Origin of the sequence: Gardnerella sp. DNF00038 (genome assembly GCF_049262855.1) — a bacterium.
Classification (GTDB): Bacteria; Actinomycetota; Actinomycetes; order Actinomycetales; family Bifidobacteriaceae; genus Bifidobacterium; species Bifidobacterium vaginale.
Genome location: NZ_CP058407.1, coordinates 217,766 through 242,898 on the forward strand (window position 1 = coordinate 217,766; position 25,133 = coordinate 242,898).

Sequence of the window (25,133 nt, forward strand, 5' to 3'; positions counted from 1 at the left end):
GAAGAAAAATGACTAAAAACAAGCACTATATAGCAACGGCAATAATAGCATCAATATGCACAGCAATTATGCTACTAGCTACGGCTCTACTCCCATCTCCATTTATGGGGTCCGCCAAAGCTGCAACAAGCAACCAGCCAGTTATGATTCAGGCAGGTCACGCAGATTTTGGACCAACACTTTCTGGCGGAAATTGGAAAATACAAATTCGCGATGATACTGGCGACGAACCAGTATGGAGAGACCCAGAAAACGTAGTATTCAAACTTGGCAACAGTTCAATAGTTCCTATGCCAAACGATGCAACGTACAACTTTATCGGCGAAAAACCAGGAACAAAGCTTTATGTGATTCCACAAACACAAAACTCTAATGTGGTATGGCTCGGATGGAACACGCAGGAAGGCGGAGTGCTTAACGAGCTAGATCGCGGAGCAAACCTTTCGCTTGATGGCGTTAGCGGACCTGGAAAACTGCACGTCTACCTTGAAAATGGCAATAATGCTCCACAGCAATTATGGGATAGTACTAAAGGATATCCACAAAACAGTTGGATTGAAGCGAACGCGCACACTCACGTAAATTGGGTATTCTCGAAGCCTGGAATCTACCATATAAAGCTCACTTTTTCTGGAAAACTAAAGAATGGTCGCGCTGTAAGCGATACTCGTGTGCTTAATTTTGCAGTGGGAGAAAAAACAGATCCACAAGCTGCGTTAGCTGGTGCAGCAGGAGCATCATCTTCAGGCGCGCACTCTCAGGCTGGCTCATCGAATGCAAACGAAGGAAACGACGGAGAAAATAACGAAGAGTCTGACGCAGACAACAATGATGAGAATGCGGAAGGACGCGAATCGAGCAATGCTTCCGCCAGAAAGCATAAGAAAGCTAGTAGCGCTGACGATACGGTAGCGATAGCGCAGATTGTGATGATTGTGTTTGTAATTCTAACAATCGTAATTATTGCGTTTATTGTATTCGCTGTAATTAAAAGTAAGAAGGCAAAGCAGCAGGCGATTAGTCAGCATGGTGTGAATCAGCAAGTTTCGCCAATGGCTCCTATGCAGCAGCAAATGCAACCGCAAATGGTGGCTCCAGTGCAGCAAATGCAACCGCAGTACGTACAACAGCCTGTACAACAACAGCAGTATGGAGTTCCGCAGCAACCAGTGTATGCTCAGTCTAATGTGCCAGTGCAGCCAGTTGCTCCAGCACAGACTTATACTCAGCCATATTCGCAGCAGTACGTTCAGTCTCAAGCGAATCAAACTTATATGAATCCAAATCCTCAGTATGTTGAAAATCAAAGTTCACTAAGTGACTTAGTGAATCCTACAGAAGAAACAACTATCTTACCGAACACAGATTTTAATAATTTAGGACAAAACAATGCATAGTAAAACATTAATTTGCCTCAAACTAATAAGCGCGATTATAAGCGCAATAATATCTTTTGGATTCCTAGCGTCAATATGCTGCTGTAATTGCGGTAGTGCGTATGCCGACGATGCTGTTGCAGACTCTGAACTTGCTAATGCTCAAGCTTGCGTGGCAGCTCAACTTGAAGAAAATGCTGCTCAACCAAGCAGTAATGCAACTGCCGCCGCAAACTTATGCAGAGTAAAAAAAGGTCATACCGACGTTTTTGCAACTTATAAAGATGCCGGCGGAAATCTTGTGCTTGGAACAAGAGGAGACGCTTTTCCTGGAACCACGAAAAATGGTGTCCGATATGACCCTTCGTTGGTTCGGTTTATTGTCGGTAATAAAAGTCGCGTAAGAAAAGGTAAAACATTTTCTTTCGTGAAACAAAATGTGAAATATGTGTATCATCTTTCTTCTCAAATGGAAGAAGGTAAATTATATGCAGGTGTTTCTACTGAACCTTTGAGTGAAGATCATAAAATCAAAAAAGTAACTTTCAGCTTTGAAAATGCTAAGATGCCAGAAAATGGCGCAGTTTATATGGCTGGAAAAGATGATGGCGCAATATTAAAATATCTTGGAACAAGTGGCACGGATTTTCCAAGTGAGTACACTGTGGACAATAACGCTCATGTGCATATGGATTGGGTTTTTACTGTACCAGGTATGTATATTTTGACAGTAAAGGCTGTTGCTGAAACTAGTGATGGTAATAAACTTACTGCTACACAAGATTACACATTTGAAGTTGACCTTAAGCGTGCTAAAGAATCTTCTGAATATGACACAAACGATCAATCAGGTGAGCCTACTAATAATAATGCCACTTCGCAAAATAATCAGAAAAATAAACAGTCTGAGGGTAAGGACTTAGACGATGAAGACGGTAACGATAGTGATAATGAAGATGAAGAATCTGAAGACAACGAAGATGAAGATGATGAAGATTCTTCCACTTCAATAGTCATAAACGGAAACAATAACAGAGTTTACGTAACACCATGGCCTGGAGCCAAGCCAAATGGCGGACTAGCTAACCAAAGTTCTGACGAGGAAGATGGCAATGGGAAAAGTGAAGGTGGTAACGGATCTGAAACCGAATCTGGATCTGAAACCGAATCTAAAGGCAAAAACAAAAAGCAAAAAACCGTCAAAAAATGCTCAAAATTTAAGGATTTACAAGGCGATAAGCTAGTAATAAAGCATGGTCACGTTGATTTAGCAACCTATTCAACTGGCAATGGAATAGGATTTGCAGTACAAGAAGACGTGACTGGAAGCCACGTGAAACGCGACCCGAGCAAAGTTGTGTTTTATGCTGGAAAATCAGCTAAAGATAAAGGTGTGTGGCGACTTCCACAAACGCAAAAAAATAGCGTACCGTGGGTTGGCTGGAGTAACCAGAATTTAAGCCCACACAAGCCAAGCAAGATCAGCCTTAAATCTGTAAAAGGGCCAGGTAGCGTGCGAATTTGGTTGCAAGGCGGACTTGGTGTAAAAGCTAAAACACTCATGTCTAGTAGTGGAAACAGTACGTATACAATCCCAGCAAACACGCATATGCATTTAAACTGGGACTTCTCAAAGTCTGGATATTATACGATTACTTTTGCTGTAAGTGCAAACGGAAAAACAGTTACAAAAGACTTCCACTTTGCAATTGGTGTAGACCCAATGGAAAAGCCAATGAGCTGCTCTATGACAAAAGTCGATGGCGAAGACGTAGATTCAGATGATAAGTCAAATGAAACTGATGAAACTGATGATGACTCTGAGAACAGTTCCGACGACAAAGTCAACAATAACGACAATTCTGGAAATAATGGAAATTCTGGCAATAATAGTGGCACGACGCCATTAGCAGCTGCAGCTAGAGGAAACTCCGGTTCGGGAGGATCATTCTTTGGTGGTGGAATTGGAGCATCGAAAAGCGCTAATCGAGGCAAAACTGGCAGGTCTGTAAGTCTTTCTGGCGGAATTGGAAATCATGCAAACAAAGGCATCCAATCAAAATACAATTCCAAACGAGTTAAAGGTCTAAGAAAAAGTTTGCAAAGCGGCGTTAAAAGCGAAGAGCCTAGAGGAATAGTAGGATTGTTCAAACGCAAGCCAGTAGTTGCATACACGGCTTTAAGTCTTGGTATTACAGCAATTTCTGGAACTTGCGCAGCTGGATTGTTCGTTCTACGCAAACGCGGATTAATACCTGCAGGAGGCTTATTTAGAGCACTTATGAATTTGAAATAAAGCGTAGAAAACATTGGTAAAATTAATGAAAATCGTTGATTTACTAGGTAAAAAAAGTGTGAAGCGCGCGGTTTCTGCTGCTCTAGCAGTTTTAACCGCGCTGCCGCTGGGCGCGTGCGGTGCGCCTAACAACGCGCTTCGTGCAAATAGCGAGAATAACGCAAAATCTGGGAAAATTAACGTTGTAACAACAACGGGCGTTTTGCGAGATATGGTTGCGAATGTTGCAGGAGACGCAGCAAATGTGAGTGCGATTGTGCCAGACAACGCGGATCCGCATTCGTACGAGCCGCGTTTGCGCTCAATTAGAGACGTTGTGTACGCGGATGTTGCTTTTAGTAACTACATGATGCTTGAGGAGCACGGCGTAATTACAGCTTTGGACGCTAATTTGCGAAAAGGTGTGCCAAATGTGCAACTTGCGGAAGAAAGTGTTAAGCACGCTGCAGATATTATTCCGATGGTAGAAGACGTGTCTTTAGACACGATTTGGCTAGGTCTTGCTACAGAACGCATGGCTGCGCAACCGAGCGAGGAAGCGCATAGTGCGCAAGACGGTGCAAGCGCAAATACGCAAAAGCGTGCGGAAGAATCGCCCTCGGCGGCGGCTGGTGAGTTAGCTTCGCTAAACAATCTCAATAAAACAAAAACAAATTCACAGCAAGTTAGCCAACTAGAAAAGTCAGGTCAATCTTTGCAATCAAATGCGCCTTCTACCGCAACAAAAGAAGGCCGCGCAACTGTAATAAAGCCGAACGCATACAGCATGAAAAGGTCCGACAGAATACGCTTAACGGCTACAAAAGTAAGCGGACCAGGCGCGCTATTTGCATACTTGACTGGCACTTTTGGAAGCGTAGAAACATACTTTAACAGCGCAAACGGAATAAGCGCAAACGACCACGTAGACTTGCCAGCAGACGCACACACGCATTTAAGCTGGGCGTTTAGCAAGCCAGGCGAATACACGCTTGACTTGCACGCCGACATGCTAAACGCGCAAAACGAGGTAGTGTCTAGCCTTGGAAACGCTAAAATGCGATTTGCTGTAGGCGTAAATGCGCAAAAAATAGCCAAAAAGCGTGGAGCTAGCGTAGTGCTGAACAAGGGTCATGCAGATTTAGCTTACGACTTAGCAAAACGCGGATTTGTGTACCGCGTAGATACTTTGCAAGAAAAACGCTCCACTACGCCAAAACGCGTGTATTATGCGCCTCGCGATGTGGTTGTAGAAGTTCCAACTAACGCGCTAAAAGAGATACCAGCCGAACAAGGATACAGGTTTTTGGGAGCTGCAAGGCAAAAGATTTATCAGCTGCCGCAAGCAGTTTTAGGAAAGCACGTTCACGGAGATATTGACCCGCATTTGTGGCAATCCGTAAAAAATGGCATAGCATACGTGCGCACAATCGCAGATCGCCTTTGCGAAGTGAACCCTAAAAATGCTCGTAAATATCGCGAAAATGCGGATCGATACATTAACAAGTTGTTAGACGTAGATGCGTATATGCGCAAAAAAGTGGCGTCAATACCAAAAGAGAAGCGCAATTTAGTTACAACGCACGACGCTTTTGCGTACTTAGGTAAAACTTACGGCGTGAATATTGCAGGATTTGTAACGATTAATCCTTCGAGCGAGCCGAGCGTGCAAGATAGGCGTAGATTGCAGCAGATTTTGCGCGATTTAGAGATTCCAGCTGTGTTTTTGGAGCCAAATTTAATATCGCGTTCGTCTGTGCTGAAGGAGTTGGCAGCGCAAGCGCACGTAAAAGTGTGCCCGATTTATGGAGATGCTTTCGATTCTAAAGTGCGAACTTACGCGGATATGATGCGAGCGAACGCGGATTCTTTAGCGAAGTGCTTGAAGTGAGATTGAAGTTGGATTTAAGTGAGATTGATGTTGGATTTATGTTGGATTTAAGCGATGAGGATTGACGAGGGAAATATGGACGCAAATATGGATGCGAATGCTGTTATAAACGCGCAAAACTTAAGCGTAAGTTACGGCAGTCGCACGATTGTAAAAGACGTTTCGTTTACGATTAAAAGTGGCGAATTTGTGGGACTTCTTGGTGCAAATGGAGCTGGTAAAACAACGCTTTTCCGCGCGATTATGGGGCTAATACCGCATTCTGGAAAACTCGAAGTGCACGCTAATAAAAGCGGTGAATCTTTGATTAATTCGCGAGTAAACAACGTTGGATACGTGCCACAACGCCACGATATTGCGTGGGATTTTCCACTTTCCGTACTAGACGTGGTAATGATGGGCCGCATTCGTCACATTGGATACGTGCGTCGCGCAAAAAAAGAGGACTACGAGATAGCGCTCGCTTCTCTTGAGCGCACAGGAATGGCGGATTTTAGGGATCGCACAATCGGCGAGCTTTCGGGCGGGCAAAGGCAGCGCGTACTCGTTGCACGTGCTCTTGCAGGACAGCCGCGATTGTTGCTTTTAGATGAGCCATTTACAGGCTTAGATATGCCTACTCAAGAGCTGCTCACGAGTCTTTTTTTGGATTTAGCAAAGTCGGGAGAAGCGATTTTGATGAGCTCGCACGACATAATCGGATCTATAAACTCGTGTTCTAGAATCATGCTTTTCGACGGAAGCATAGTGGGCGACGGCGCTCCAGAATCGTTAAACGCAAATCAATGGGTGCAAACATTCCATGTGGATGCGCAAAATCCACTAATCAAAGCTGTAGAGCGCGTTATGGCGCATGAAAGTGTGGTAGAAAAATAATGCTATCTCCAATCGACTTTATACAAGACCTTACAAACCCAGACCTTTGGTTCTTACTCAAAGCGCTTATAGTAGCGTGCCTTTCTAGCGTAATATGCGGAGTTGTAGGATGCTACGTAGTGCTACGCGGAATGGCGTTTATTGGAGACGCAGTAGCGCACTCCGTTTTTCCAGGACTCGCAATCGCATTTGTGTTGCAAGGAAATTTGCTATTTGGTGGCGCGCTCGCAGGAGTTGCAACCGCGCTAATCGTATCAATCTTTAGCCAAAATCGTAGACTTCGCGAAGACTCGTTTATCGGCGTATTTTTTGTGTCTGCATTTGCGCTGGGAATCGTAGTAATCTCAAAGGCTTCGGGCTATGCAGGATCCTTGGAATCGTTCCTATTTGGCTCCATTACAGGAATACCAGACTCCGACATTGCTGTAGTAGCAATAACAGGGCTAATAATCGTAACGCTTCTAATGATGTTCCACAAAGAGCTAGTATGCGTTTCAATGGATCGAGAAACAAGCCGCGCAATGGGTTTGCCAGTAGCATGGTTGGATGGAATGCTATACGTTTTAGTTGCGATTGCTGTAGTAGTATCTGTGCAAATAATCGGAAACGTGCTTGTCTTAGCGCTTTTGATTACTCCTGCGGCGACTGCGCGATTGCTTACCGACAGACTTGGGAAAATGATGATTTTGGCGCCTGCTATTGGGTGCGCTTCTTCGATTCTTGGAATGTACTTGTCTTGGAGTTTAGACACTGCTACTGGCGGCACAATCGTTTTGGTTGCGACTTTTATGTTTGTTCTAGCGTGGATGTGCTCGCCTAAACATGGGTTGTTGGCGAGGATTGTGCCGAAACTGCGATCAGTTGTTTCGTAAAATTGCGGTTTATAGTTTGCGGCACAATAGACGTATGGTATCTAAAGGAAAGCCTTCGCCTAGAAGCGCGGTTAAGCCGCTCAGTGATGAGCAAGTAGAACGCTTAGCGCGAGCACACAAGTTAGTTGATCCTACTTATTACTACCCAACTGGCGCGCGGACGCCAAATACGGCAGAAATCAACGCGCAAAATCCAAAAGCAACTGAGCGCCTGCTCGAAGGAACGTCTCGCGTGCTTAGATCTCGTTGCAAAGTGCGCGCATGGGGATTAGAGAATGTGCCAGAAGAAGACGTGTTTATAACCGCTTGCACGCACGTTACAATGTTCGACGTTTTCGTGCCAATGACGTCTCTATTCCACCAAGGCCGACGTCCGCGATACATGGCAAAAGCAGAGCTTGCGCATTGGCCAATCTTAGGAAAATGGTTCCAGCTTGTTGGCATGCAACCAGTTCCACGCAGAAGCGGAAAAGCACGTGAAATCGAAGAAGAATCGATTAAAATCCTAACAAACGGTAGACCGCTTAGCGTATGGCCAGAAGGAACAGTTACGCGCGACCCTCAAAAATGGCCTATGAGCATGAAGCCAGGAATCGGAGTTATTGCGCTCGAAGCATCGCGTAGGCTGGGGCATCAAATTCCGCTATTTTGCGCTGTTACATGGGGTGCTGCAAGCATCAATCATTGGTGGCCGTGGCCAAAGAAGAACGTTGTAATGTGCTACGATGCGCGTCTTGATTATTCGGATCTTCTAAAAGATATGGAAAATTGGGGTGATTTGCCGCCTATGGAGTCTGCTGCCGAATTGGCTCGTCGCGTACGCATACGCATGACGGAAATTATGGAAGAGATCCGCGGAGAAAAAGCACCAGAAGGATACTTTGACTATAGACTTATGAAGAGAGTCAAAGAATAGTGACTGTAAATTTGCGGTTCACTAAGCCGTAAAACTTTTGTGAATCATCCGTAAAGCGGGCTGTGTAGAATTATGCAATAGTTTGATTAAAAGTATGCAAACATAAAATCGTAAATACTTAAATCACAAAAGTATATAGATTAAAACCGAAAGGCTAGGCGTAAACATGAACGTTACGGTGTTGGGTGCTGGAGCTTGGGGTACGGCGTTTGGGCAAGTGCTTGCAGACGCGGGAAATCAAGTGACAATGTGGGCAATAGAGCCGCAAATTGTGGAAGGCATTCGAGATAATCACCGCAACGAAGTGAGGCTGCCAAGCGTAGAGCGTTTGCCAGAAAACATGACTGCTACTGGGGATCGCGAAGAAGCTGTAGCAAACGCAGACATTGTAGTAGTTGCGATTGCAGCACAATTTGCGCGCGTTGCACTTGAAGAATTTGCTGGCAAAATTCCGCAACATGCGATTGTTGTTTCGCTTATGAAGGGCATTGAGCGCACGACAGGCAAGCGTATGGACGAAGTTGTGTGCGAAGCTTTAAGCTTACCGCGCAACCGTTTTGCAGCATTATCGGGGCCAAACTTAAGCAAAGAAGTGGCATTAAGGCAGCATGCGGCAGCGGTTGTGGCGTGCGAGAATCGCGCAAATGCCGAAGTGGTGGCAAAAGCTTGCTCAAACAGCTACTTTAAGGCGTTTGTATCAACCGACGTAATCGGCGTAGAAATGTGCGGATCGCTTAAAAACGTGGTTGCGCTCGCAGTTGGCATGGCTCGAGGCGCAGGATATGGAGAAAATACAGCAGCTATGATTGAAACGCGTGGACTTGCAGAGTTGACGGCATTGGGCGTTGCAGAAGGCGCAGATTCGCGCACATTCGCAGGACTTGCAGGCTTTGGTGATTTAGTTGCAACTTGCGGGTCTCCGCTAAGCCGCAACTACACTTTTGGATCAAATCTTGGGAAAGGCATGAGCGTTGAAGAAGCAACTGCCGTAAGCAATGGTGTGGCTGAAGGCGTTCCAACTACTAGCGCGGTTGTTTCAATGGGTAAGCGTTTGGGAGTTGCTACTCCGCTTGCAAGTGCGATGGCTCGTGTGCTAGAAGAAGGAATATCGTGCCAAGAGATGCTTGCAATGCTTTTCGATAACGATGTTTGCGAAGAGTAGTGAAATTCCTTATAAGCCGTGCGCGTAGATAATTCAAAATAATTAAAATAATTAAGATAATTAAAATAATTTTCAAAGGAAAAAAATGACGAAAAAGCGTGTAGTGTTCTTGTATGGCGGTAAAGCAGACGAACATTCGATTTCTTGCATATCGGCTGCTGGAGTACTCAGTGCTGTAGACGAAAGTCGATTTGAAATCGTACGTATTGCAATCACAAAGCAAGGCGAGTGGATTGTTGGCGGCGAAGATCCGCGAAACTTCCGCATGGAGCAAGGCGAGTTGCCAGTAATCACAAAAACCGAGCAGACGCGCGATGTTGTGCTAGACCCAGCTAAAGGTGCCGACGGATTTTTGGTGCGAGAGGCAGATGGCACGCTTACAAGTTTGGGTCATATTGACGCTGTTTTTCCGGTTCTTCACGGCCCAAACGGTGAAGACGGAACCTTGCAAGGTTTGCTAGAAATGATGCAAGTTCCATACGTTGGTTGCGGAGTTTTGGCATCCGCCGCGTGCATGGATAAGTATTACGCTAAGCAACTTTTTAAGGCGGCTGGAATTGATGTTGCTCCAGGAATCGCGCTGGATGTGCGAAAGTTCGCTAATGATTGCGCAAATCACTTTGACGCGTACGCAAACGAAATTCTTGAGCAAGTTGAAGAAGCAAAACTCGAGTATCCACTTTTTGTAAAACCAAGCCGAGCAGGATCTAGTTTTGGAGTTACAAAAGTTGAATCGCGCGATGCTAAAGCTTTAGCAGATGCCGTTTTTGAGGCTTCGAAGCACGATTGGCGAGTATTGATAGAGCAAGGAATTGACGCGCGAGAAATTGAGTGCGCGGTTCTTGCCGCTCGCGACGGCGAAGAGCCTAAAGCGAGCTGGCCTGGAGAAGTTGTGCTTGACAAGCGCGAGGCTGGAGAAGACCAGTTCTACGATTTTGACAGCAAATACATGGATTCCGCAGCTTCACACGTGGAAGTGCCAGCAAATCTGCCAGAAGAAACTTTGCAGCGCGTTCGCAATACTGCGCTCGCAGCGTTCAAAGCAGCGGACGGTCGAGGACTTAGTCGCGTGGATTCTTTCGTTACTCCAGAAGGACATGTAATGATTAACGAGATCAACACAATGCCTGGATTTACGCCAATTTCCATGTATCCAAAAGCTTGGGAAGCAACAGGAATAAGCTACGGTGATTTAATCACAAAACTTATTGAAGGCGTGATTTTAGACTGAGACAAACTTCAAAAAATCATGGTTTTTGAGGATTAGTCGCCAGCAACCGAAGAATTTGTGCAAATTTGCGCAAATATCAAATCTTAAAGTCTGTATAAAATCAGGTTTAAGAGAAAACTTAAAACACAAACGAAGAGGTAAAAATGCGAAAAACTCAGCATAACGACATGTACCATTTAGCGCGAAAACGTCAAGGAGATGTTGGTGTATCGCTGTGCTTATTCCTATTTGTTTGGATTCTTGCAACTATTTTAATAGGTGAACTTATAGGCTTGTTCATTCCAAAAGGTGTTCTAAGTCCTTCATTAAGCTCCTTCGTTTCGTCAGACATTGCGCAATACTTAATAGCGTTGCCGATAGCGATGCTTGTTTTAAGACGAGTGCCAGCGGTAGAAACACGCAAATTCACAATGACATTCAGACAGTTTGCTGGATTTTTCGCAGTGAGCGTACCGATAATGTATGCAGGAAACTACCTAGGTTTGGCGATTTCTGCGCTTATATCTGGCGGAAAAGCTGAAAACAGGATTGCAGATATAGTGGCAGGCGGAAACGTATGGGAAACCATGATTTTCGTTGTTTTCCTTGCTCCAGTTGTGGAGGAATGGCTGTTTAGAAAGCAGATTATAGACAGGCTGCGAGTGTATGGCGAAAAGCGCGCGATTGTGTTCTCGGCTCTGGCGTTTGCGTTGTTCCATATGAACATGTTTCAGTTCTTCTACGCTTTTGGGCTGGGACTTGTGTTCGGCTACATGTATGCGCGCACATCGCAGCTTAGATACAGCGTTGCTTTGCACATGATTGTGAACTTCCAAGGAAGCGTTATAGCGATGTGGATTTCCGACAATATGATGGATTCAAACGGGAACTTAATTAAAGTTGAGAATCTTACAACGCAAGAAATCGCGGATTTGGCTCCTGGATTCATGTTTATAGGTCTTTACGCGATGTTCATGATTGTTATGTTTGTGTTTGGAATTGTGCTGTTAGCAAGGAGTAAAAAATATCTCGAATTCTACGATTCGCCGCTTGAAATTCGCGGAAGTGCTGGAATAAAGGCGCTTTACGGAACAGTCGGCATTATGGGTTTCCTTGTGGTTTCAGTGCTTATGAATATGATAATGCTTTTTGTGTGAGCGAGAACGCGTTTAGTGTGATTTCGGATTACGGGATTATTTGTGATTGATTAGTGTATTGGAGGCGATTTTATGGTTACGGTAAATGCAGAAAATGCAGAAAATAGTGATGGATCGGTTGCTGGCGACTTTTCTGCTGAGCCAATCCGCGTGGGTCTTTTAGGCGCCGGAACAGTAGGATCGCAAACAGCGCGTCTAATAGTGGAAGAAAACGCTGACTTATCGGCGAGAATCGGCGCTCCGCTAGAACTTGCAGGAGTAGCATGCTTGCATCCAGAAGATGTGGACGCTCCATGGATTGCCAAAAATCTTCTAAGCGCAGACGCTCTAGCATTATGTGAACGCGAAGATATAGACATAATCGTTGAGCTAATTGGCGGTTTGGAACCAGCGCACACATTTGTAAAAACCGCTCTAGAATGCGGAAAGTCGGTTGTAACAGCAAACAAAGCATTGCTTGCAAAGTTTGGTCCAGAACTCTACGATTGCGCGCAAAAAAACGGAGTGGATTTAAGTTTCGAGGCGTCTGTTGCAGGTGCAATCCCAATTTTGCGTCCGCTTAGAGAGTCGCTTGTAGGCGACAAAATCACGCAAATTTTTGGAATCGTAAACGGAACTACAAACTATATTCTTGACGAGATGACGGTTCGCGGTCTTGATTTTGATTCGGCTTTACGCGCGGCTCAAGAAAAGGGGTACGCGGAGGCGGATCCTACAGGAGACGTTGAAGGATTTGATGCAGCAAACAAGGCTGCTATTCTTGCAACACTTGCATTCCAAATGCCAATAAGCATTGATGACGTTAGTGTTGAAGGAATTAGCGCGATTACGGCTGAAGACATTGCTGCGGCAAGTGCAGAAGATCGCGTGATCAAGCTGCTTGCAGCGGTTGCTTGCGATTCGAATGGATTGGTGAGCGCAAGCGTTTACCCAGCGTTGGTTAGCAAAGAGCATCCGCTGGCTTCCGTTCATGGCAGCTTTAACGCCGTTTTTGTTAAAGCGCAAGCGGCGGATGATCTTATGTTCTACGGCCGCGGCGCTGGTGGTGCGCCAACAGCAAGCGCGGTTGTTGGAGATATTGTTGGAGCTGCTAGAAACATAGCGCGCGGTTGCAGCGATGCCAGCGTGCCAATGTATAACGCAAAATCTTTGGCTTCCACGCGCTCGATTCGTGCGGATTTTGTTGTGCGATGCAGCATGGAGGATACTTCACTTGCTCTTTGCAGCGAAGTGATGGATGTGTTTGATGCGCATGGAGTTAACGCGGAACGATTGCCTATGCTTTGCCAAACTCAATATGAGGGCGAGGGCGATTGCCCAGCTTGCGGAATCGGCGGTCCTGGCGATTTGCGCGTGCTTGTAAAAGATTGCACAGAGGCTGATTTGCGCGCAATTCTTGCTGATTTGCAAAAAGTGGATGTTGTGTGTGCAAAGCCTCTTGCATTGCGAATTATTGAGTAATTAAGTAATCGAATAATTAAGTAATTTAGTAGGCTGCTCGAGTGGAAAAGGTGCGAAATGAAACCAGTATGTAACAGTGTGTCAGTTTGCGTGCCAGCAACCAGCGCAAATCTTGGGTCAGGATTTGACGTTGCAGGAATTGCACTTGATTATGCGGATTCGCTAGTTTTTACGCTTGATGATTCGCTTGATGATTCGCAAGATGTTCGCGTGATTATTCATGGCGAAGGAGAAGATACGTTGCCCAAAGACGAGACTCATCTTGTTGTTCGCGCGTTCCGCAAAGCGTGCGAAGTGTTTGGCTTGCCGCATTTGCGCTTTACTCTAGAAGCGCATAATCGCATTCCTCAAGCGCGCGGAATGGGGTCTTCCGCCAGTGCGATTGTTTCGGGCGTAGCTGCAGCTTGGGCTTTTGCGCATAATGGAAATCTTAATAAGCAGGCGATTTTTGAGCTTGCATCTTCGATTGAAGGTCACCCAGATAATGTTGCTCCAGCGGTTTTTGGCGGATTGACAACCAGTTGGAAGAATGGCGATGAGTTCCACACTGTTCGATACGGCGTTTCTAAGCAAATTCGTGCAACGATTTTTGTGCCAAACTTTACTCTTTCAACTCAAATGGCTCGCCAAGCGCTTCCAGAAAAAGTGCCATATGTAGATGCCGTATTTAACGTTTCGCGCGCTTGCTTATTGCCGATTGCGTTTGGTGATTTTGGTGATTTTGGTGATTCTCGCGATTCTGCCAACTCTTGCGATTCTTGCGTAAAATCCACTCTTTCTAGAAACGATTTGCTTTTTACAGCTACTCAAGACGCTATTCACCAGCCATACCGAGCAAGTCTTATGCAACCAACTTGGGATTTAGTAAAAGCTTTGCGAGACAAGGGGTTTGCGGCTGCAATCTCGGGAGCTGGATCTTGCGCGGCGGTGTTCTATGAGGAAAAGTCGCCAGCAACCGTAGATGAAAATAACGCTACTAATATAAGCGAAAAAATAGAAAAAATTGCAGAACCGCTTTTAAGCGGCTGCGATTGGAAAGTTTTGCACGTGCATGTTGATTCTATTGGTGTTGCAATAACTCGCGAATAATTTGTGCGAAGTTGTAAAAAGGAAGAGTAAGGTATGACAGTTTCGTTGATTTTGGCTTCTCAATCGCCATCGCGTAGAGCAGTGCTGGCTGCTGCAGGCGTGATTCCTGTGATTCATGTGAGCGAGGTAGATGAGCCAGCGGCGTTGCGTAATGCTGCAAATGCGCAAGGTGTTAGCGTGGAGCAGATGAGCGCCGAGGAGCGCGTTTCGATTTTGGCGCAAGCAAAGGCTTTTGCGGTGTATGAGTCGTGGAAGCTTGTTGCAAATGCGGCGGCTTCGGCTAGTGGTGATTTGGTTGTGGGGTATCCGCTGGAGGCTGAGGCTGAGTCTGCAGAATCTGAATCTTCTGAAACTGCTAGTAGCGCTTTAGCAAGTGATTCGCAATCGCATATAACGCATAACGTAGATACTGCACAGACTCGCGATTTTTCGGGCGTAAAAGTTCCTACTAAGACTTTTGATATTCACGATTTTGCGCATATGAATGAATCTTGTAAAGATTGCAACAGCGTGCTTATTGTTGGCTGCGATTCCATGTTTTTGCTAGACGGCGAATGCTACGGCAAGCCGCATACTCCTGAAGTGGCATTTGAGCGGATTAAGCGAATGAGCGGAAAAACTGGAGAATTGTTTACTGGTCATTGCTTAATCGACGCAAAAAGCGGCAAAACCGTGTGCAAAGTGAGTCGCGCAAGCGTGACTTTTGCACATATGAGCGATGAGGAGATACGCGCGTACGTAGAAACTGGCGAGCCGCTGGAAGTGGCAGGATCCTTTACGCTAGAAGGCTTTGGCGGGGCATTTATTGAGGGAATTCAGGGCGATCCGCATGGAGTTCTTGGGATTAGCTTGCCGCTACTAAGGCAGATGGTTTGCGATTTTGGGTACGCTTGGCCAGATTTGTGGAATAGTCGCAAGTTAGAGGGAGAGGCGATTAAGGACGATCCTGCTTCCGCGCAAGTGCCTAAAGAAAACGTGCACCAGCCTGGAGACGGATGGGTTATGTGCGATTGCGGGCGCAAGCATTGGGGCCATAATGGCGCGGCTGGCGTGTTGCTCGCTAGGCGAGATGAGACCACTGGGCGCGTGACTCATGTTGTTATGCAACATCGCGCGCTTTGGAGCGCGGAAGGTGGAACGTGGGGGATTCCTGGTGGTGCAATATCTGATGGCGAAACTGCGATTGAGGGTGCGTTGCGAGAGTCGTTTGAAGAAGCGAACATAACATCTCAAGACATTGATGTTGTTGGAGCATATTGCGAAAGTCACGGAAATTGGCGGTATACAACGGTTTTCGCGTTTGAAAAGCCGGGTCATTGTGTGAATCCGTGCGCGCATGACGACGAGAGCATGGAAATCAAGTGGGTGCCGATTGATGATGTGCCAAAGCTGAAGTTGCTTACGGCAATGCGCACTGATTGGCCGTCTTTCCGTGCGCGCCTTGATTCTCTTGCCTCGCAAAGGTAGCGTCGCAAGGCTGGCATTGCGACGGCCTGCCTTTTCGTTTAGAGTGCTCGAGCGCTTTCCTATTTGGTGTTGCGCGAGGTTTGAGTATTTCTCTCCTCGCAAGTCCCGTCGCTACGCTCCTCTTTTATTGCTCGTAGAGAAATACATCAAACCTTCTGAATGTCTAGAACTTTTACGTGATTTTCATCGCCGAGATTCTCGATTTTTCTTGCTACTTCAGCGAATCACCATTTCATGCTGAGGTTCGCTTCATCCGCTGCGAAAAATCTCGAATCTCTACCTCAATTGGTGTGACCTATGCAACCTTGTAGTGTGTTTGTATCATAATCCGAGTTTGTTGATTCTTATCTGTGAAATCTTATAGAATTATGTTTATGTGCTGATGCATGCTAGTTTTCTACTAGTTGTTAGATGTTATATGGCTTGTGCTTGATTTTGTAATTTTGCTTGTGATTCATGGGTTTTGTGTTAAGCGCATAGAAATAAAGTAAACAAATCAAATAAAGCAACTATTTGCGTAGATTTGCGTAAAAATTAGGGGGGAAATTATGTCTAATGCGTCAAATATTAAAAAAGATATTATTAAGGCAAAAGGCTTTACAATACAGGTTTATACGGAAGATTTTAGGAATGATTACGTTAGTTTAACCGATATTGCGAGATATAAAAACAAAGAAGAGCCTAATGTGGTTGTTGCAAACTGGATGAGAAATTACAGTACAATAGAGTATTTAGGCATATGGGAGAGACTAAACAATCCGAATTTTAAACCCGTCGAATTCGAGGGGTTTTTGAAAGAAGCTGGTAGCAATGCTTTTACACTATCTCCTAAAAAATGGTCAGAAATCACGAATGCAATAGGTTTACTTGTAAAATCCGGTAGAGGTGGTGGAACTTACGCTCATAAAGATATAGCATTTAAGTTTGCGGCTTGGATTTCAGCAGAATTTGAACTATATATTATCAAAGATTATCAAAGACTTAAATCTGATGAGAACTCAAGGCTTTCGCTGAATTGGAATTTGAATCGTGAGATTTCGAAGATTAATTACAAGATTCATACGGATGCTATTAAAGAATATTTGTTGAAGGATTTGACTCCTGAGCAGTTGATGTATAAGTATGCAAATGAAGCAGATTTGTTAAATGTTGCACTGTTTAATAAGACTGCTAAACAATGGAGAGATGCAAATCCTAAGTCAAAAGGCAACATTCGAGACGAGGCGAGTATTAATGAACTTCTTGTATTGGCGAATATGGAAAGCTATAACGCTGTTTTGATTTCTAAGGGTTTGCCACAGGCAGATCGAATGGTGGAACTTAGAAATTTGGCGCGAACGCAGATTTTATCTCTTGAGAATTTGAATAATTCTGGAATAAAGAGTTTGGATTCCGCGCTAAAAAATTGAGTTTAATCACTTTTTAATTCTGCGCTTAATACTGATATTTACCTCGTTTTAGTGTATGCGTGCAGTACAGTTTCTGCGCGCTGATCGATTTCTTGCCTGGATTCGCTAGTTGCGCGACGACCTGCCTTATCGAGTTCAGCGAATTGAAGTGACTTCTCTTGTTTTGTTTCTTTTTGCCCGAGTTTGTTTCCAAAATCGCCAAATGCGTAAACAATCTCGGGCAAAAAGAAACAAACACGGGCAAGTGTTCCCGCTTTTGTTTACCAAAACACCAAAAATGGGAACAAACGCGGGAATTTAATTGGGTGCGATTATCTTGTAGCGTGGCATTTGATGTGGTGTCGGTGTGGCGCCGGCGTGGTGTTGGTGTGGCGCTGTGTGGTGTCGGCGTGTTGCGTGTGTGGGTTGTGTGGAATGTTGATTTTTCAATGGTTTAGTAGTGCTAGTGTTCTTGTCTGAGTAGTTTCCTGAGAAAAGTCTGGGAAAATTCTTTAAAAACCTTGAAATAATGTGTTTTTACGGTTTTATTAGTGTTAATCCGCAAATATTATGGTGAAAATAGTTTTTATTGTGGATTAGTTTGTGTGTGACATTATTTTTTTCTGTTTGTTTTATGTGGTTGCCTCTTGACTTTTTTAAACGGGGGGGGGGTATGTTAATAACAGCTGCTAGCTAGATGCTCTAGATGGTGGTTATCCACAATGTTTTGAATGTTGTTGGATGTTTAAGATTTTTCTTCGTGTACCTGCGCGGAGGAGAAGAAGAAAGGAAATTAAAATGATGAATAAGAAGGCTATCGCCGCTTTCGCTGCTGGCGCAACTTTGCTTGCCGGCTTCGCAATGGCAACCCCAGCAATGGCTGCAAAAGTTCCTGCTACTGATACTGAGCGTACTCAGTTAGCTCAAGAGGCAGAACAGCGTGGACTTGGTTTTGTAACAAATAATATTCGCACCTCTAAAACAAGCTCTTACCAAGAGCTTAAAGCCATGTTGCAAAAAGCTGAGGATGAACAAGACGCTGCAGAATCTCACCGTCTTCTTGATTATCCAAACGATACATTGAATAATTCTTCTGCTGAGGGCGTTGCTGCTGAAGCTCGTAAGCGTGGTATTGCGAATCCTACGGTAGATGAGTTCCAGCCTGATTTGCTTGCTCAGTATGCTGGTACTCGTGCTGAGAAGCTTGGTAAGGCATACAATGATTTGCTTGATGGCAAGATTACTGAGGCTCAGTATCAGGCTGTGAAGAAGGCTGTGTTTGGTAGCAGCGAGTACACTGAGGATTCATTGGATTCAAAGCAGGACGACAAGCAGGCTCCTAAGAAGGATGATAAGAAGGACGATACTACCACTCCTGATCAGAAGATCAAGGATCTTGGTAAGTTGAACTTGTCTGATGCTGCTAAGAAGAAGCTTGCTGTTCATTACGTGTATAAGGCTAAGCTTGCTTTGGATGAGGCTGATAATAATCTTGCTGAGAAGAAGGCTGATTATGCTGCTAAGAGGAAGACTCTTGTTGAGACTATGACTGAGCTTGCTGCTCGTAAGGCCGCTGCTGAGAAGGCTAACCAGGATTTGACTGATTTCTTGGCTTCTGGTGAGAATAATTCTGCTAAGGAAACTGCTCTTCGTGATGCTTTGAACCGTGCTCATGCTCATGAGCAGCGTGCTTTTGACGCTGAGCAGAAGGCTGAAGCTGAGTTTAATGCTGCTCGTGATGCTGCTTTCGCTGCTGTTGCTGCTTATAACAAGGCTTTGGCTGAGTATAAGGATGCTTATAACGATGCAGTTCGTTTGGGTGTGAATCCTGCTGCTCTTCCTCCTGTTGTGACTTCTGATCCTTTGGCTGCTGATTTCCCAGCTGTTCCTGGTACGAAGCAGATTTATGCTGATGCTTTGAATGGTAAGTTTGGTCCTGCTGCTCAGGCTTCTGCTAAGAAGACTGAGGCTGCTAAGGCTCAGGCTGCTGCTCCAGCCGCTGCTGGTAAGGCTGCTGCTAAGGGTGAGCTTGCTGCTAAGGGTGCTAAGGGTCATGGTAAGGCTGGCGAGAAGCTTGGTAATGCTGGTGTTGGTGTTGCTTTGACTGCTTTGGCTGCTTCTATGCTTGCTGGTATGGGTGCTGCTGTTCGCAAGATGCGTCACTAAGCATTATTTACCACCTTATTTAGGGTTTGCGCTCAACGACTGGTGTGGTGTTTTGTAGGGAAGCATCACACTGGTTTATTCCCGATTCTCTTTGGTTTTATTGTTTTAACATTGGTTTGCTATTGTTTTTCTTTTCTTCCCAGTGTTGATTCGTTTAGCTTGTTGGGTTTGGGTGTTGAGTGTTGTTGCTTTCGGTTTTGTTTGCTACTAGGGGCTTTCAAAACCGGAAGCATTTTTTTGTGTTTGTTTATTTTTGCCAGTGTTTGTAGTTATATTTGCTTAAATAGGGAACAAATGCGGGAGGATTAGTCACCCTAAAACTGCTGCGATTAACGCAATACAAATCGGACTCGTAACCGTAGAAAACAGGATTCCATCGCGCGCAAAACTCAAGCCAACATTGTATCTTGCAGCGTAATTGTACACGTTTTGACCAGTCGGCAGCGCCGCCAGCACAACACACGCGTAAAGAGTGGCACCTCGGAAACCCATAACAAAATAAGCCAATAAAAACGCAATAATTGGCATAATCAAGTTTTTCAGAATAGCAACAGTCGCAATAGCAGCACGATTAGAATCTTTTTGTAGCGGCTTGCTGCCGTAAAGTGACATTCCAAAAGCCATTAAAATCATAGGAACCGCTGAATCGCCAATCATTTTAATCGGGTCATAAAGAAAATTCGGAACAGGAAAATAGCCAATTTTTGCGGAAATTGCCGAAATAATAATTCCTCCAAGTGAACCAATTAAAAGTGGTTGTTTAAGCGGCTGTTGAGCAATGCGTTTAAGCGAGCACTTTCCAGTAGTTGTAACATCTAAAACCGTTAGTCCAACAGGCGTAAAAACAGCTTGCTGCATAACTAAAATTGGGGCAACAAGTGCAGGGTTTCCAAGAATATAAGTTGCAACAGGCAAGCCAATGTTGTTTGAGTTTAAGTAAAGCGAGTTAAGCGCGCCAATTGTGCAATCCGCAGCAGGAAGGTGGAAAAACAGGCGATTAAGCAGAATAAATGCAACGCCAACAATCATTGCGGAGAAAAACGCAACAAAAATTGACGAGTGGAAAATCTCAAAAATTGGCTCTTTTGCAAGGATTGCAAACATTAAACAAGGACTAGATACGAAGAAACTCACGCGATTAAGCACCATTTGTGCTTGCAATCCGCCGATGCGAAGACGCGCGGTTACGTACCCTGCGGCAATGACGATGCCAATTACGCAAAAGCCTTGCATAGCACTGATTAAACCCATGAAAACGATTTTAGCGCTGATTTTTGGATTGTGGGTAATGCGCAATCGACTTTTATTGGCGTATGTTACTTTTATTGGCGCATGTTATTTGACGTTGCAATATGGCATACTAGAAAACGGTGGCGCTGCAAGCCGCCAGAGCATTCGACGGCGTCGATCCCCTCACGTGATTTTCACGCATGATTTTGGGCGAGGCTGGTGTCCGCTGTCGTGCAGCTAGACTTTATTGATAGCCTTAGGGGTGGCTCGCATAAGCGTGTGCATTCTTCAGGCTAAGAGCGCGAAACTATTGCAGAGTTTCGCTAGGAGCATAGTGCCCAGAGTAACACGAGAAGGCTTCACCGTGCCCGAAGCCAATAATGATAAAAATGAAGATAAAAATCTTTCATTCGTAGCAGCAAATTCAAGCGCGAACGAATCTACTAACGCAGCTGACGATCAAAGATCAGCAGCTGCTTCAACTGTTACATCACCCGTTACAGCAGGTGTTGTCAATGTGGTTTCAGGTTCGCAAGACGCAGCGTCAAGCACAAGACGCAGGCGTGCTGGAAGACGCGTTGTAAGAGTTGCAGGAGCAGCTGGCGAATCGATGAAACTACACGTACAAGGCGGAAACGATTACGATACACGCTCTGAGGAAACTGAATCTGAAAGTGTTGTTGAGCACCAAACTCCTGTAAGGCCGATAACATCGCTACTTTTTCAGGAGCCTGTTTTACCTCATCGTTTGCCTGAAAACAATAGTCGTATGCGCGATTTAGATTACGACGATGATGCAAATGAAAGCGATAGAGAAAACAGTCGAGATGATTTAGACAAAGACAATAGTCGCAGTTCACGAAAGTTGCGTAAAACGCGTTCTGGCAGGAATGACAGGAAGAATCGTAATGAAGACGAGGATTTAAGTAGAGTACGTAGTCGCAAAAATCGCAATAATCGTAACAATTTTGACGATAACTATGATTCTGAATCTGACGATGATACACGTGTTATTCGTGTGCGTTCTAGAGTAAATCGTGCAGATCGCACAGATCGATCCAATCGTGCAAATCCTGAAGATTTAAACGAAATTGATAATAGAAGCGATAGCAGAATAAGTAGAAATAATCGAGATTATCTGGATAAGGATAGCTTGGATAAGTCTAATTTTGATAAAGCTAACCTTGACAAAGATAATGGTGACAAATATAGCGAGAATAACAATAATGGTCGTAAGAATCGTGACAATCAGGATAATTACGATGATCAAAATCATAGAAAGTCACGCAAGAATCGCAGACTAAACGCTGCCGAAAGACGCGCCGCCGCAGAAGTCGAGCAAATAGAAGAAGACCTTGAATACGACGACATAGTTTATTCTCCAATCGATGATGTAATTGACGAAAGAATTGAAAATAGTGTTGAGTCAGATAATGATGTAGATTCTAAATCAACCCGCAAGTATACAAAAACTTCTGATTTAGAAAATAATGATGATGAAGACGGAGAAATGATAACCCGTCGTCGCCGTCGTCGCAGACCGTCTCGCGCAGATAAGGAAGATAGGACAGATAAGTCTGATAGATCAAGCCGTAGAACAACATCCGGCCTATCTTCGGATGATTCTTCATACGCTGACGATTATGACATAAACGAAATAGAAGTTTCTCAAGAAGACCGCGATTTAATTCCAGATCCAGACGAGTTGCGATCTCAAGATGACGAGGAAGTGTACACTCGTCGTCGCCGTCGTCGCAGGTCGAAATCTTCTGACGATTCGTCTCAAAGTTCCTCAAGTTCGCAAAGTTCGCAAAATTCACAAAGCACACAATCGCGTTTTGTGTCAATAGACTCCGATTCATCTAGTCGAAGATCTAGAAAACAGCAGTATATTGATGAGATTACGGATATTGAAGGTTCTACGCGACTTGAAGCCAAAAAGCAGCGTCGTCGTGACAATCGCAGGGAGCGTAATCGCCAAAACTTGCTTATGGAGCAAGACTTTTTGGCAAGGCGTGAAAACGTTGACCGACTTATGGTTGTGCGTGAACGCGATCGTCACACGCAAATTTCTGTAATCGAAGACAATATTCTTGTAGAACACTATGTTTCTGATATTCAAGAAGTTGCAACAGTAGGAAATATTTACCTTGGTCGTGTACAAAATGTGCTGCCAAGCATGGAGGCTGCATTCGTAGACATTGGTCAAGCCCGAAACGGCGTGCTTTACGCTGGCGAAGTCAACTGGGATACAACCCGATTAGAAGGACAGCCGCGAAGAATGGAGCTTGCGTTTAAGGCAGGAGACCCTGTTTTAGTGCAGGTTACTAAGGACCCTATAGGCCATAAGGGTGCGCGACTAACATCTCAAGTAACGCTTGCTGGTAGGTTCCTTGTGCTTGTTCCGTCTGGAGCTATGACGGGCGTAAGTCGCAAGCTATCCGACCGTGAACGCAGCCGACTTCGCGCAATCGTAAGCAAAATCGCGCCTAAAGACATGGGCATAATCATTAGAACCGCCGCAGATGGTGCTAGTGAAGATGCGATTGAAAAAGACCTTGAATCGCTTGTAAAACAGTGGGAACGAATCGAAGCGAAGCGAGAAGAGTTCTTGCATGGCAAGCGGCCAAAGCTTTTGCAAGGCGAGCCAGATGTGGCAATTCGTGTTGTTCGAGACATATTTAACGATGACTTCCAAAAGATGATTGTGGAAGGCAAGGGCGCGTATGACCGCATTTGTGAATACTTGGAGATGATGGCTCCTGATTTGCGCAGCAAGATTGAGTATTGGGATCCTGCTGAGCATGAAGGCAAAGACGTGTTCGACAAGTGGCAAATCGACAGCCAGCTTAGAAAGGGCATGGAGCGCCAGGTTTATCTTCCTGCAGGCGGTTCGATTGTTATTGACCGAACGGAGGCAATGACAACGATTGACGTAAATACGGGTCGTTTTATTGGTCGCGGTAAGTCTTTGGAAGAAACTGTGACTCGCTGCAATTTGGAAGCTTCCGAGGAGATTGCGCGTCAGCTGCGACTTCGCGATATTGGCGGCATGGTTATGATCGATTACGTTGACATGGTTATGCCAGCGAACCGCGATCTTGTTTTGCGCCGTCTTGTTGAGTGTCTTGCGCGCGACCGCACAAAGCATCAGGTTGCGGAGGTTACATCTCTTGGTCTCGTCCAAATGACTCGTAAGCGCGTTGGACAGGGTTTGGTCGAGGCGTTTTCGGAGGAGTGCCCGACTTGCAAGGGTCGTGGGTTTATTCTTCACGACGAGCCGACTGTGTCTTCGGAGTATGCGGATCCTTACGCGCTTAAGGGCGGTGATCCGTTTATTAAAACCAATAAGCATGGTCATGGAAGTATTGCGGACCCTATGCCTGTGGTTAAGCAGGAGTCCAGTGCGGATGTTCGCGCCAAATTAGCGCGTATTGCTGCCGCTGCAGCGTCGTCGGCTTTCTTGGAGGAGTCTTTGCGTAAAAGTGACGAAAAAGACGGTAACGATAATAAAGACGATAACAATAATGATGTGAATGCTGTAGCTGCAGATGACGTTGCTAATAATGGCGATGCAGGTGATAGTGTTGTTGACAGTGTTGACAGTGTTGATGAATCTTCGGTTGCTGGCGACTTTTCTGCAGTAGATGCGAGTAATGAATCTGCAGAAAGCAGTGAAGAATCGCAGGTAGTCGGGAAAATTGAGGAATCTGATGATTCGCAAGAATCTCAAGAATCCACAGAAAGCTCTCAAGAATCTAGTGAAAACTAAAAAATAGACGCAAAGTATACGGCTCGAGTACAATAATGTCTATTGCTTATTTCGACTTTATGAATTAAGACTTGACGTTAGTACAGGGGTCGGTGTAATTTTGATAGTCGGTGTCTTGCCGCAGGTTCAACGCTGCGCGTGAGGCAATAGTAAAGCTTTCAATTTAGCTAAGGAACGAATTATGTACGCGATTGTGAAGGCCGGTGGCCATCAAGAGAAGGTTGAGGTTGGAGACGCCATCCTCGTAAACCGTCTCGATGCAAAGAAGGGCGATACCGTGGAATTCCCGGTCGCGCTCGTTGTTGACGGTGCTAAGGTGACCTTAAGCGCTAAGGATCTTGCAAAGATCACAGTTAAGGCAGAAGTTCTTAACGACGAAGCTAAGGGTCCAAAGATTAGCATTATGAAGTATAAGAACAAGACTGGCGTGGCTCGCCGCAAGGGTCATCGTCAGAAGTTGACTCTCGTCAAGATCACGGCCATCGCCTGATTGACGGTGTTATAAACCTGAAAGGACAGCAAGATGGCACATAAGAAGGGTGCGTCTAGCTCGCGCAACGGTCGCGACTCACAGGCGCAATATCTTGGCGTTAAGAAGTTCGGTGGAGAAGCTGTTGTGGCTGGAAACATTATTGTTCGCCAGCGCGGCACCAAGTTCCATGCAGGACAGAACGTTGCTTTGGGTAAGGATCACACGCTGTACGCTTTGGTGGACGGCAATGTGAAGTTCGGCATTCGTCGCGATCGCAAGGTTGTAGACGTAGTTACCGCCTGAGTAACTCATTAATCTTCTAGCCGCACCCCGTTCGGTGCGGCTTTTTTGTT

19 protein-coding genes are annotated in these 25,133 nt (G+C 45.2%); 17 read left to right on the top strand and 2 right to left on the bottom strand.

Annotation, left to right across the window (positions count from 1 at the left end):
• Positions 1-8: 8 nt before the first annotated feature.
• From HXT19_RS00820 to HXT19_RS00880, 13 genes are all read left to right on the top strand, one after another.
• Positions 9-1,397: a choice-of-anchor M domain-containing protein gene (locus tag HXT19_RS00820; protein ID WP_048730834.1), complete on the top strand. Its 1,389-nt coding sequence runs from the start codon at positions 9-11 to the stop codon at positions 1,395-1,397.
• Positions 1,390-3,672, top strand: a complete 2,283-nt coding sequence (locus HXT19_RS00825) for a choice-of-anchor M domain-containing protein (protein WP_422119710.1) — start codon at positions 1,390-1,392, stop codon at positions 3,670-3,672. Before HXT19_RS00820 ends, HXT19_RS00825 begins: the two co-directional genes overlap by 8 nt.
• Before the next feature lie 25 nt (positions 3,673-3,697).
• Positions 3,698-5,542 carry an anchored repeat ABC transporter, substrate-binding protein gene (locus HXT19_RS00830; RefSeq protein ID WP_101888053.1) on the top strand — a complete coding sequence of 615 codons (1,845 nt, stop codon included), beginning with the start codon at positions 3,698-3,700 and terminating at the stop codon, positions 5,540-5,542.
• Positions 5,543-5,596: 54 nt separating this feature from the next.
• Positions 5,597-6,418, top strand: a complete 822-nt coding sequence (locus HXT19_RS00835; protein ID WP_075038814.1) for an anchored repeat-type ABC transporter ATP-binding subunit — start codon at positions 5,597-5,599, stop codon at positions 6,416-6,418.
• Positions 6,418-7,290, top strand: a complete 873-nt coding sequence (locus HXT19_RS00840) for an anchored repeat-type ABC transporter permease subunit (protein ID WP_101888052.1) — start codon at positions 6,418-6,420, stop codon at positions 7,288-7,290. The genes HXT19_RS00835 and HXT19_RS00840 overlap by 1 nt, the downstream gene beginning before the upstream one ends.
• 34 nt (positions 7,291-7,324) lie before the next feature.
• Complete coding sequence (locus tag HXT19_RS00845; RefSeq protein WP_064623315.1) at positions 7,325-8,206, top strand: lysophospholipid acyltransferase family protein; 882 nt, start codon at positions 7,325-7,327, stop codon at positions 8,204-8,206.
• A gap of 166 nt (positions 8,207-8,372) precedes the next feature.
• Positions 8,373-9,368 (top strand): NAD(P)H-dependent glycerol-3-phosphate dehydrogenase, encoded by a 996-nt coding sequence (locus HXT19_RS00850; RefSeq protein WP_004113710.1) that lies wholly within the window; start codon positions 8,373-8,375, stop codon positions 9,366-9,368.
• Between the two features lie 85 nt (positions 9,369-9,453).
• Positions 9,454-10,599 carry a D-alanine--D-alanine ligase family protein gene (locus tag HXT19_RS00855; RefSeq protein WP_004113708.1) on the top strand — a complete coding sequence of 382 codons (1,146 nt, stop codon included), beginning with the start codon at positions 9,454-9,456 and terminating at the stop codon, positions 10,597-10,599.
• Between the two features lie 143 nt (positions 10,600-10,742).
• A complete protein-coding gene (locus tag HXT19_RS00860) occupies positions 10,743-11,735 on the top strand; it encodes a CPBP family intramembrane glutamic endopeptidase (RefSeq protein ID WP_048730846.1) in 993 nt (330 codons plus the stop codon).
• A 72-nt stretch (positions 11,736-11,807) separates the two neighbouring features.
• Entirely contained in the window at positions 11,808-13,196 is a 1,389-nt protein-coding gene (locus HXT19_RS00865) for a homoserine dehydrogenase (protein WP_101888051.1), read from the top strand.
• Positions 13,197-13,253: 57 nt separating this feature from the next.
• A complete protein-coding gene (gene thrB / locus HXT19_RS00870; protein WP_422119711.1) occupies positions 13,254-14,285 on the top strand; it encodes a homoserine kinase in 1,032 nt (343 codons plus the stop codon).
• 33 nt (positions 14,286-14,318) lie between these two features.
• A complete protein-coding gene (locus tag HXT19_RS00875; RefSeq protein WP_101888049.1) occupies positions 14,319-15,752 on the top strand; it encodes a Maf family nucleotide pyrophosphatase in 1,434 nt (477 codons plus the stop codon).
• Between the two features lie 548 nt (positions 15,753-16,300).
• On the top strand, positions 16,301-17,161 hold the full coding sequence (locus tag HXT19_RS00880) for a KilA-N domain-containing protein (protein WP_004118091.1): 861 nt from the start codon (positions 16,301-16,303) through the stop codon (positions 17,159-17,161).
• Between the two features lie 38 nt (positions 17,162-17,199).
• On the opposite strand, the gene HXT19_RS00885 is transcribed toward HXT19_RS00880, so the two are convergent.
• Positions 17,200-17,385 carry a hypothetical protein gene (locus HXT19_RS00885; RefSeq protein WP_032837398.1) on the bottom strand — a complete coding sequence of 62 codons (186 nt, stop codon included), beginning with the start codon at positions 17,383-17,385 and terminating at the stop codon, positions 17,200-17,202.
• A gap of 553 nt (positions 17,386-17,938) precedes the next feature.
• On the opposite strand from HXT19_RS00885, the gene HXT19_RS00890 reads away from it, so the two are divergent.
• Complete coding sequence (locus HXT19_RS00890) at positions 17,939-19,306, top strand: hypothetical protein (RefSeq protein ID WP_422119712.1); 1,368 nt, start codon at positions 17,939-17,941, stop codon at positions 19,304-19,306.
• A gap of 309 nt (positions 19,307-19,615) precedes the next feature.
• Here the strand turns inward: HXT19_RS00890 and HXT19_RS00895 are convergent, their stop codons facing one another.
• The gene (locus HXT19_RS00895) at positions 19,616-20,557 is read right to left on the bottom strand and encodes an AEC family transporter (protein WP_246979338.1); all 942 of its coding nucleotides are present in this window, start codon (positions 20,555-20,557) and stop codon (positions 19,616-19,618) included.
• 343 nt (positions 20,558-20,900) lie between these two features.
• Here HXT19_RS00895 and HXT19_RS00900 point away from each other — a divergent pair, with 343 nt between their 5' ends.
• From HXT19_RS00900 to rpmA, 3 genes are all read left to right on the top strand, one after another.
• Complete coding sequence (locus HXT19_RS00900; protein ID WP_246979491.1) at positions 20,901-24,308, top strand: Rne/Rng family ribonuclease; 3,408 nt, start codon at positions 20,901-20,903, stop codon at positions 24,306-24,308.
• 181 nt (positions 24,309-24,489) lie between these two features.
• Entirely contained in the window at positions 24,490-24,798 is a 309-nt protein-coding gene (rplU, locus tag HXT19_RS00905; protein ID WP_004111933.1) for a 50S ribosomal protein L21, read from the top strand.
• Between the two features lie 33 nt (positions 24,799-24,831).
• Positions 24,832-25,083, top strand: coding sequence for a 50S ribosomal protein L27 (gene rpmA / locus HXT19_RS00910; RefSeq protein ID WP_004106248.1), 252 nt, complete (start codon positions 24,832-24,834; stop codon positions 25,081-25,083).
• Positions 25,084-25,133 lie beyond the last annotated feature (50 nt).

Bases quoted from the DNA above. Each gene is read 5' to 3' on its own strand.
- HXT19_RS00860 (WP_048730846.1), top strand. From the start codon at position 10,743: ATGCGAAAAACTCAGCATAACGACATGTACCATTTAGCGCGAAAACGT.
- HXT19_RS00875 (WP_101888049.1), top strand. From the start codon at position 14,319: ATGACAGTTTCGTTGATTTTGGCTTCTCAATCGCCATCGCGTAGAGCA.
- HXT19_RS00830 (WP_101888053.1), top strand. From the start codon at position 3,698: ATGAAAATCGTTGATTTACTAGGTAAAAAAAGTGTGAAGCGCGCGGTT.
- HXT19_RS00835 (WP_075038814.1), top strand. From the start codon at position 5,597: ATGAGGATTGACGAGGGAAATATGGACGCAAATATGGATGCGAATGCT.
- HXT19_RS00895 (WP_246979338.1), bottom strand. From the start codon at position 20,557: ATGGGTTTAATCAGTGCTATGCAAGGCTTTTGCGTAATTGGCATCGTC.
- HXT19_RS00840 (WP_101888052.1), top strand. From the start codon at position 6,418: ATGCTATCTCCAATCGACTTTATACAAGACCTTACAAACCCAGACCTT.
- HXT19_RS00825 (WP_422119710.1), top strand. From the start codon at position 1,390: ATGCATAGTAAAACATTAATTTGCCTCAAACTAATAAGCGCGATTATA.
- HXT19_RS00850 (WP_004113710.1), top strand. From the start codon at position 8,373: ATGAACGTTACGGTGTTGGGTGCTGGAGCTTGGGGTACGGCGTTTGGG.
- HXT19_RS00865 (WP_101888051.1), top strand. From the start codon at position 11,808: ATGGTTACGGTAAATGCAGAAAATGCAGAAAATAGTGATGGATCGGTT.
- HXT19_RS00890 (WP_422119712.1), top strand. From the start codon at position 17,939: ATGATGAATAAGAAGGCTATCGCCGCTTTCGCTGCTGGCGCAACTTTG.
- HXT19_RS00845 (WP_064623315.1), top strand. From the start codon at position 7,325: ATGGTATCTAAAGGAAAGCCTTCGCCTAGAAGCGCGGTTAAGCCGCTC.
- rplU (WP_004111933.1), top strand. From the start codon at position 24,490: ATGTACGCGATTGTGAAGGCCGGTGGCCATCAAGAGAAGGTTGAGGTT.
- rpmA (WP_004106248.1), top strand. From the start codon at position 24,832: ATGGCACATAAGAAGGGTGCGTCTAGCTCGCGCAACGGTCGCGACTCA.
- HXT19_RS00880 (WP_004118091.1), top strand. From the start codon at position 16,301: ATGTCTAATGCGTCAAATATTAAAAAAGATATTATTAAGGCAAAAGGC.
- HXT19_RS00855 (WP_004113708.1), top strand. From the start codon at position 9,454: ATGACGAAAAAGCGTGTAGTGTTCTTGTATGGCGGTAAAGCAGACGAA.
- HXT19_RS00820 (WP_048730834.1), top strand. From the start codon at position 9: ATGACTAAAAACAAGCACTATATAGCAACGGCAATAATAGCATCAATA.
- thrB (WP_422119711.1), top strand. From the start codon at position 13,254: ATGAAACCAGTATGTAACAGTGTGTCAGTTTGCGTGCCAGCAACCAGC.